Raw genomic sequence first — 7920 nt, 5'->3', positions numbered from 1 at the left:
GCCCGCGACCGTGCCCGCCGCAGCCTCGTGGTGGTGCTCACCGACGGCCGGGCAACGGGCGGACCGGACCCGGTCGGCCGGACCCGAATCGCGGCGGCGCGACTGGTCGCCGAAGGTGCCGCTGCCGTCGTCGTCGATTGCGAGACGTCCTATATCCGACTGGATTTGGCCGTCGATCTGGCCCGGCACCTGAAGGCTCCGTCGGTGCGGCTCGATCAGCTGCGGGCCGACAACCTGACGGCGCTGGTGAAGGTGCAGGCCGAGAGGGGCGCGGCATGAAGTCTCAGAAGGGATGACGGGATGCCTCAGGGTCAGCCACTGACGGTGCCCCGCGACGGACTGACGACCCGGGCGCGGCGCAACGCCCAACTCCTCGCCGTGCACACCGGCCCGGGGAAGGGCAAGTCCACCGCCGCGTTCGGCATGGCGCTTCGGGCCTGGAATCAGGGCTTCGACATCGCGGTGTTCCAGTTCGTCAAGAGCGCGAAGTGGAAGGTCGGGGAGGAGACGGCGCTGCGCGAACTGGGCCGCGTCCACGACGAGCGCGGGGTCGGTGGTCCGGTCGAATGGCACAAGATGGGCGCCGGCTGGTCCTGGTCCCGCAAGACCGGCACCGAGGACGACCACGCCGCCGCAGCCGCCGACGGGTGGGGCGAGATCGCCCGCCGACTGGGCGAGCAGCGCCACGACTTCTATGTGCTCGACGAGTTCACCTATCCGCTGAAGTGGGGGTGGGTCGACGTCGACGAGGTGGTCGAGGTGTTGCGGTCCCGTCAGGGAACCCAACACGTGGTGATCACCGGCCGTGACGCGCCCCCGGCGCTGCTCGACGCCGCGGACCTGGTCACCGAGATGACCAAGGTGAAGCACCCGATGGATGCCGGCCGCAAGGGGCAGAAGGGCATCGAGTGGTGAACGCGTGGTGAGCACGCCGGCCGTGGTGATCGCGGCGCCGGCATCAGGCAGCGGGAAGACGACCGTCGCCACCGGGCTGATGGGGGCGCTGCGCCGGGCGGGTCGCCGGGTCGCGCCGTTCAAGGTCGGCCCGGACTTCATCGACCCGGGGTACCACGCTCTGGCCGCCGGCCGGCCCGGACGCAACCTCGACCCGGTGCTCGTCGGTGACCCGCTCATCGGTCCGCTCTACCGGCACGGAAGCGACGACGCAGACATCGCCGTCGTCGAGGGCGTCATGGGCATGTTCGACGGACGCATCAGTGACGCCGCCGACGCCGGCGGCGTCGCGCGAGGCTCCACCGCCCACGTCGCTTCGTTGCTCGGCGCACCGGTGGTGCTCGTCGTCGACGCCCGCGGCCAGAGCCACAGCGTGGCGGCGTTGTTGCACGGCTTTGCGACCTTCGATCACACCGTCCGCCTGGCCGGGGTGATCCTCAACCGCGTCGGGTCGGCGCGCCACGACCAGGTGCTGCGCCAGGCGTGTGCACAGGCCGGGGTGACGGTGCTGGGGTCGATCCCGCGCGCCGACGAGCTGGCCGTGCCGTCGCGCCACCTCGGTCTGGTCACCGCCGTCGAGCACGGCCGCCGCGCCGGCGACGCTGTCGATGCGATGACCTCGCTGGTCGCCCGCCACGTCGACCTGGACGCGGTGGCGGCCGTCGCGGCCAGTAGGGTCACCGGCGAGCCGTGGATGCCGCCGCAGACCGAGCCGGAGAACGAACCGGTGATCGTCGCGCTGGCGGCGGGCAAGGCATTCACCTTCGGCTACACCGAACACGGTGAACTGCTGCGCGCGGCGGGGGCGCACGTCGTGGAGTTCGACCCGCTGCACGATCCCCTGCCCTCGGGCGCATCCGCGCTGGTGCTTCCCGGTGGATTCCCCGAGCAGTTCGGCACCGAGTTGTCGGCCAACGATCTGGTCCGCGGGCAGATCAACAGGCTGGCCGCCGCCGGCGCCCCGGTACACGCCGAATGCGCAGGGCTGACCTATCTCGTCGACGACCTCGACGGGCACCCGATGTGCGCAGTGCTGCCGGGCTCGGCGGTGTTCACCCAGACCCTGACACTCGGGTACCGCGACGCGGTCGCGGTCGCCGACTCCTCGCTGCACGCCGTCGGGGACCGGGTGGTGGGCCACGAATTCCACCGGACCACCGTGCGCTTCGCCGGCAACCCCGATCCGGCGTGGCGCTACCGGGGCCGGGCGGGCAAAGCCGTCGAGGACGGCGTGGTCCAGGGCGGAGTGCATGCCGGCTACCTGCACACCCATCCCGCCGCCCACCCGCAGGCGATCACCCGCTTCGTCGCCGCGGCCTCGACATCTAGGCTCGCCGGGTGGTGAGCACGCGTGGGCAACTCCCGGACGACGGCCAGGGGGAGAGCGGCCAGGGGGAGAGCCAGGAGACTTCCCAGAACGGCTACCTGGTCGGTCTGCGGCTGACGGGCAAGAAGGTCGTCGTGGTGGGCGGGGGAACGGTGGCGCAGCGGCGCCTGCCCCTGTTGGTCTCCAGCGGCGCCGACGTGCACGTCATCACCATCGCCGCCACCCCGGCTGTCGAGGCTCTCGACGGGATCACGTTGACGATGCGGCCGTTTCGTGACGGCGACCTTGACGGCGCGTGGTACGCCATCGCGGCCACCGACGATCCGGTCGTCAACGCGGCGGTCGTCGCCGAAGCCGAGCGGCGGCACCTCTTCTGCGTGCGTGCGGACGTGGCGCGCGAGGGCACGGCGGTCACGCCCGCGTCCTTCGAGTACGAGGGGCTGGCGGTGGGCGTGCTGGCCGGCGGTGAGCACCGGCGCTCGGCGGCCATCCGCTCGGCGATCCACGAGGCGCTGCAGCAGGGACTGATCGCGGCGGACACCTCGGCGGCGCCCGGCGCCGTCCCCGGCAGCGTGGCGCTGGTGGGCGGCGGTCCGGGAGACGCGGAGCTGATCACCGTGCGGGGGCGGCGCCTGCTGGCGCACGCCGACGTCGTCGTCGCCGACCGTCTCGCGCCGCAGGAACTGCTGGCCGAGCTGGCGCCCGAGGTGGAGGTGATCGATGCCGCGAAGATCCCCTACGGCCGGGCGATGGCGCAGGACGCGATCAACGACGTGCTCGTCGACCGGGCCAAGGCGGGCAAGTTCGTTGTCCGGCTCAAAGGCGGCGACCCGTTCGTGTTCGCCCGCGGATACGAAGAGGTCATCGCGTGCTCGGAGGCGGGCATCCCGGTCACCGTGGTCCCCGGTGTGACCAGTGCCATAGCGGTTCCCGCGCTCGCCGGCGTTCCCGTCACCCACCGGGGCATCACCCATGAGTTCGTGGTGGTCAGCGGGCATCTCGCGCCCGACCATCCCGAATCGTTAGTGAATTGGGATGCGCTGGCCGCGATGAGCGGCACGATCGTGCTGCTGATGGCCGTCGAGCGGATCGAACTGTTCGCCAGTGTGCTGCTGGCAGGCGGCCGACCAGCGCAGACGCCGGTGCTTGTGGTGCAGCACGGCACCACGGCGGCGCAACGGACGCTGCGCGCCACGCTCGCCGACGCGCCGGAGCGGATCCGGTCGGAAGGCATCCGGCCTCCCGCGATCATCGTGATCGGGTCCGTCGCGGGCTTCGCTGGCTAAAGGATTCTTAAGAGTACTGTAAGGTAACTCGTTATGACGGCTCTCAATGACGCAGAGCGTGCCGCCATGCGACGTGATGCCGAAGGCAAGGGGCGACGCGCTTCCAAGCGCGCCCAGAACCGCGCGGCGCCTGCCGCTCTCCCGGGATCGGGTACCGGAGACGGAGCCCCGCCGCGGTACGGCAAGACCCCCGCATGGCTTCCCTCTCGCCGGTTCTTCGCGGCGGTCATCGCCATCGGCGGTATGCAGCTGCTGGCGACCATGGACAGCACGATCGCGATCGTCGCGCTGCCGAAGATCCAGGACGAACTCAGCCTGTCCGACGCCGGCCGCAGCTGGGTCATCACCGCCTACGTGCTGACGTTCGGCGGCTTGATGCTGCTCGGTGGCCGCCTCGGTGACACCATCGGCCGCAAGCGCACCTTCATCGTCGGCGTCGCGCTGTTCACCATCGCCTCGATCCTGTGCGGCATCGCCTGGGACGAGGCCACGCTGGTGATCGCCCGGCTGTTGCAGGGCGTCGGCGCCGCCATCGCCTCACCTACGGGTCTTGCGCTGATCGCGACGACGTTCCCGAAGGGGCCGGCGCGCAACGCCGCCACAGCGGTCTTCGCCGCGATGACGGGCGTCGGCTCGGTGATGGGTCTGGTGATCGGCGGGGCCTTGACCGAAGTGTCCTGGCGGCTGGCATTCCTGGTGAACGTGCCCATCGGCCTGCTCGTGATCTACCTGGCCCGCAAGACGCTGCGGGAGACCAACAAGGAGCGGCTCAAGCTCGACGCCGCAGGCGCGCTGCTGGCCACTCTGGGCTGCACGGCCGCGGTGTTCGCCTTCTCGATGGGACCCGAACAGGGCTGGCTGTCGGCGGTGACGCTCGGCTCCGGCGCCGCGGCGCTGGCCTGTATGGCCGCATTCCTCTACGTCGAACGCACGGCGGAGAACCCGGTGGTGCCGTTCGAGTTGTTCCACGACCGCAACCGGGTGGCCACCTTCGCCGCGATCTTCCTCGCCGGCGGTGTGATGTTCACGCTGACCGTCCTGATCGGCCTGTACGTCCAGGACATCATGGGCTACAGCGCGCTGCGGGCGGGTATCGGCTTCATCCCGTTCGTCATCGCGCTCGGCATCGGCTTGGGCCTGTCGTCTGCGCTGGTGTCGAAGTTCCCGCCGCGGCTGCTGGTGATCGGCGGCGGCGTGCTGGTGCTGGCCGCGATGCTGTACGGCTCCACGCTCGACGCGGGCATCCCGTACTTCCCGAACCTGGTGCTCCCGATCACGGTCGGCGGCTTCGGTATCGGCATGATCGTGGTGCCCCTGACCGTGTCGGCCATCGCCGGTGTCGGGTTCGACCAGATCGGGCCGGTGTCGGCGATCGCGCTGATGCTGCAGAGCCTCGGCGGGCCGGTCGTACTGGCGATCATCCAGGCCGTCATCACGTCGCGCACGCTGTACCTCGGCGGCACCAACGGCCCGGTTAAGGACATGACCGCCGCCCAGCTGCACGCGCTGGACCAGGGCTACTCCTACGGCTTGCTGTGGGTGGCCGCGGTGGCGGTGATCGTCGGTGGCGCCGCGCTGTTCATCGGGTACACCGCCGAGCAGGTGGCACACGCGCAGGAAGTCAAGGACGCGATCGACGCCGGAGAGCTCTAGCTGCGAATTCGGCGCGCTGGGCGACCGTGACGGCACCGGCGCGCCCGATTCACCCGCATCAGTAAGGTTGTCCGCTGTGATCACCCGCATGTCCGAGCTGTTCCTGCGCACGCTGCGAGACGACCCCGCCGACGCCGAGGTGCCGAGCCACAAGTTGCTCATCAGGGCCGGCTATGTGCGTCCGGTCGCTCCCGGCCTGTACAGCTGGCTGCCGCTGGGGCTGCGGGTGCTGCGCAAGATCGAATCCGTCGTCCGCAGCGAGATGAACGCCATCGGCGGACAGGAGATCCTGTTCCCGGCGCTGTTGCCGCGCGGTCCGTACGAGACGTCGAACCGGTGGACCGAGTACGGCGACGGTGTCTTCCGGCTGAAGGACCGCCGCGGCAACGACTACATGCTCGGGCCCACGCACGAAGAGTTCGTCACGCTGACCGTCAAGGGTGAGTACTCGTCCTACAAGGACTTTCCGCTGCGGCTCTACCAGATCCAGACGAAGTACCGCGACGAAGCGCGGCCACGCGCGGGAATCCTGCGCGGCCGCGAGTTCATCATGAAGGACTCGTACTCGTTCGACGTCGACGACGAGGGGCTCGAGAACGCCTATTACGCCCACCGGGACGCCTATCAGCGGATCTTCGAGCGCCTGGCGGTGCGCTACGTCATCGTGTCGGCGGTGTCAGGCGCCATGGGCGGCAGCGCGTCCGAGGAGTTCCTGGCAGAAAGCGACGTCGGGGAGGACACCTACGTCCGCTGTCCCGAATCCGGATACGCCGCCAACGTCGAAGCCGTGGTCACCGCCAAACCGGAGTCCATCCCGTTCGACGGGCTGCCCGAACCGGTGGAGTACGACACCGGTGACACACCGACGATCGCGACGCTCGTCGACTGGGCCAACGGCGCGGACCTCGGTCGTGACGTCACGGCCGCGGACACGCTGAAGAACGTGCTCCTCAAGGTGCGCCAGCCCGGCGGAGAATGGGAGCTGCTCGCCGTCGGGGTGCCCGGTGACCGCGACGTCGACGACAAGCGCCTCGGCGCCGCACTCGAACCGGCCGAGTACTCGATGCTCGACGACGCCGATTTCGCCAGATACCCGTTCCTGGTCAAGGGTTACATCGGCCCGAAGGGCTTGTTGGCCAACGGTGTTCGTTACCTGGTGGACCCGCGGATCGTCGACGGAACGTCCTGGATCACCGGCGCCGACAAGCCGGGCCGTCACGTGGTCGGGCTGGTCGCCGGGCGCGACTTCACCCCCGACGGCACCATCGAGGCCGCCGAGGTGCGCGAGGGTGACCCCTCACCGGACGGCGCGGGCACCCTGGTGGCCGCGCGGGGCATCGAGATCGGACACGTGTTCCAGCTCGGCCGCAAGTACACCGATGCGTTCACCGCCGACGTGCTCGGTGAGGACGGCAAGCCGGTGCGCCTGACGATGGGCAGCTACGGCGTCGGGGTGTCCCGGTTGGCGGCGGTGATCGCCGAACAGCACCACGACGAGCTCGGGCTGCGCTGGCCTTCATCGGTCGCGCCGTTCGACGTGCACGTGGTCATCGCCAACAAGGACGCCGACGCGCGCACCGGGGCCACCCAACTCGCCGCCGACCTCGACGGCCGGGGCCTCGAGGTGCTGCTCGACGACCGGAAGTCCTCACCTGGGGTGAAGTTCAAGGACGCAGAACTGCTCGGGGTGCCGTGGATAGTGGTGGTGGGCCGCGGCTGGGCCGACGGGGTGGTCGAGTTGCGCGACCGGTTCACCGGTGACAAGCGCGAAGTCCCGGTTGATGCGGCGGTCGGCGACATCGTCGCCGCCGTCACGGCGCCCCGCGGATAGCGGGAGCTACTCGGTTCCGCCGGGGAACGCAACGGTGGTCGCGGTGTCGCCGCGGATGCGCCGCCAGCGTGCGGCGGTGACCGCACACTCGGTCAGCGCCGTGACGCCGAAGGCCCGCACCGTCTCCTCGCTCGCCTGTTCCACGACGGCCCGCCAGGCGGTGGCCGCGTCCTGCTCCATCGTCACCGCGAGGTTGGCGGCGTCGGCGGGCGTGTCGACCTCCATCGGCATCGAGTACCCCGCCGCGGGCAGCGGGCGATCCACCTCTCGTTCCTCGAGGATCGTGATGGCCGCCTCGCGCCTGGTCCGATGCTCGTCCATCGCATCGGCCACCAGGTAGTTGCGGTCGAACGTGGAGTGGGCCGACACCAACCCGTAGCCGTAGATGGTGGCGTGCTCGGTGGCGACCGCGTCGAACAGCGCGCCGTCGGCGGCATCGTCCGGCCGCGTCGGCAGGGCGGGCTCGGAGGTCGGGGAGGTCGGTGTGGTCGGTGTGGTCGGTGAAGTCACGGTGTCCCGCCGATCGGTGTCAACGCCACGCTGAAAGCTGCCGTGCACGCCGCGCAGATCGACGCGAGCAGCCCGGCGCGATAGCCGGACAGTGCGGCGGCGGCCTGCGCGGCACTGTCGGCCGACACCCGCAGCGCGCCGATCACGTCCTCGACGGTGGGGCCGGGCAGCACGGTGGACGACGACGTGGACGAGGTGGTCGTCGTGGTGGTGGTGCTCGTGGTCGTCGGGGCGTGGCCCGTCATCCGGACGATCTCCTCACCGAGTGCCTCGGCGTGTGCGGCCCGCTCGGCGGCGACCTGGGTCAGCGCGTCCGCGACGGGACCCCGCGCTGCCGCGGCTACCTCGCTGGCCAATCG

At 70.4% G+C, this 7920-nt stretch carries 8 protein-coding genes; 6 read left to right on the top strand and 2 right to left on the bottom strand.

Annotated features, from left to right (window positions below; genetic code table 11):
- The 6 genes from WA944_RS15320 to WA944_RS15295 form a co-directional block, all read left to right on the top strand.
- On the top strand, positions 1-279 hold a 279-nt coding region (locus WA944_RS15320; RefSeq protein ID WP_526647089.1), incomplete at its 5' end, for a vWA domain-containing protein.
- A gap of 21 nt (positions 280-300) precedes the next feature.
- The gene (gene cobO / locus WA944_RS15315; protein ID WP_526372595.1) at positions 301-915 is read left to right on the top strand and encodes a cob(I)yrinic acid a,c-diamide adenosyltransferase; all 615 of its coding nucleotides are present in this window, start codon (positions 301-303) and stop codon (positions 913-915) included.
- A 7-nt stretch (positions 916-922) separates the two neighbouring features.
- A complete protein-coding gene (locus WA944_RS15310) occupies positions 923-2299 on the top strand; it encodes a cobyrinic acid a,c-diamide synthase CobB (protein WP_526611399.1) in 1377 nt (458 codons plus the stop codon).
- An 80-nt stretch (positions 2300-2379) separates the two neighbouring features.
- Entirely contained in the window at positions 2380-3567 is a 1188-nt protein-coding gene (cobA, locus tag WA944_RS15305) for a uroporphyrinogen-III C-methyltransferase (RefSeq protein WP_526374087.1), read from the top strand.
- A 33-nt stretch (positions 3568-3600) separates the two neighbouring features.
- Positions 3601-5220, top strand: a complete 1620-nt coding sequence (locus tag WA944_RS15300) for an MFS transporter (protein ID WP_526374084.1) — start codon at positions 3601-3603, stop codon at positions 5218-5220.
- 76 nt (positions 5221-5296) lie between these two features.
- Positions 5297-7051 carry a proline--tRNA ligase gene (locus WA944_RS15295; RefSeq protein WP_526374085.1) on the top strand — a complete coding sequence of 585 codons (1755 nt, stop codon included), beginning with the start codon at positions 5297-5299 and terminating at the stop codon, positions 7049-7051.
- A gap of 6 nt (positions 7052-7057) precedes the next feature.
- Here the strand turns inward: WA944_RS15295 and WA944_RS15290 are convergent, their stop codons facing one another.
- Together WA944_RS15290 and WA944_RS15285 are read right to left on the bottom strand one after the other, a co-directional pair.
- Positions 7058-7561: a ferritin-like domain-containing protein gene (locus WA944_RS15290; RefSeq protein WP_526374086.1), complete on the bottom strand. Its 504-nt coding sequence runs from the start codon at positions 7559-7561 to the stop codon at positions 7058-7060.
- Positions 7558-7920: hypothetical protein (locus tag WA944_RS15285; RefSeq protein ID WP_526647088.1), on the bottom strand; the 363-nt coding region annotated here is incomplete at its 5' end. The genes WA944_RS15285 and WA944_RS15290, both read right to left, overlap by 4 nt.

The sequence above is a fragment of the Mycobacterium sp. genome, assembly GCF_049683355.1.
Taxonomy (GTDB): domain Bacteria; phylum Actinomycetota; class Actinomycetes; order Mycobacteriales; family Mycobacteriaceae; genus Mycobacterium.
This window is presented reverse-complemented; position numbering and strand designations above follow the sequence as displayed.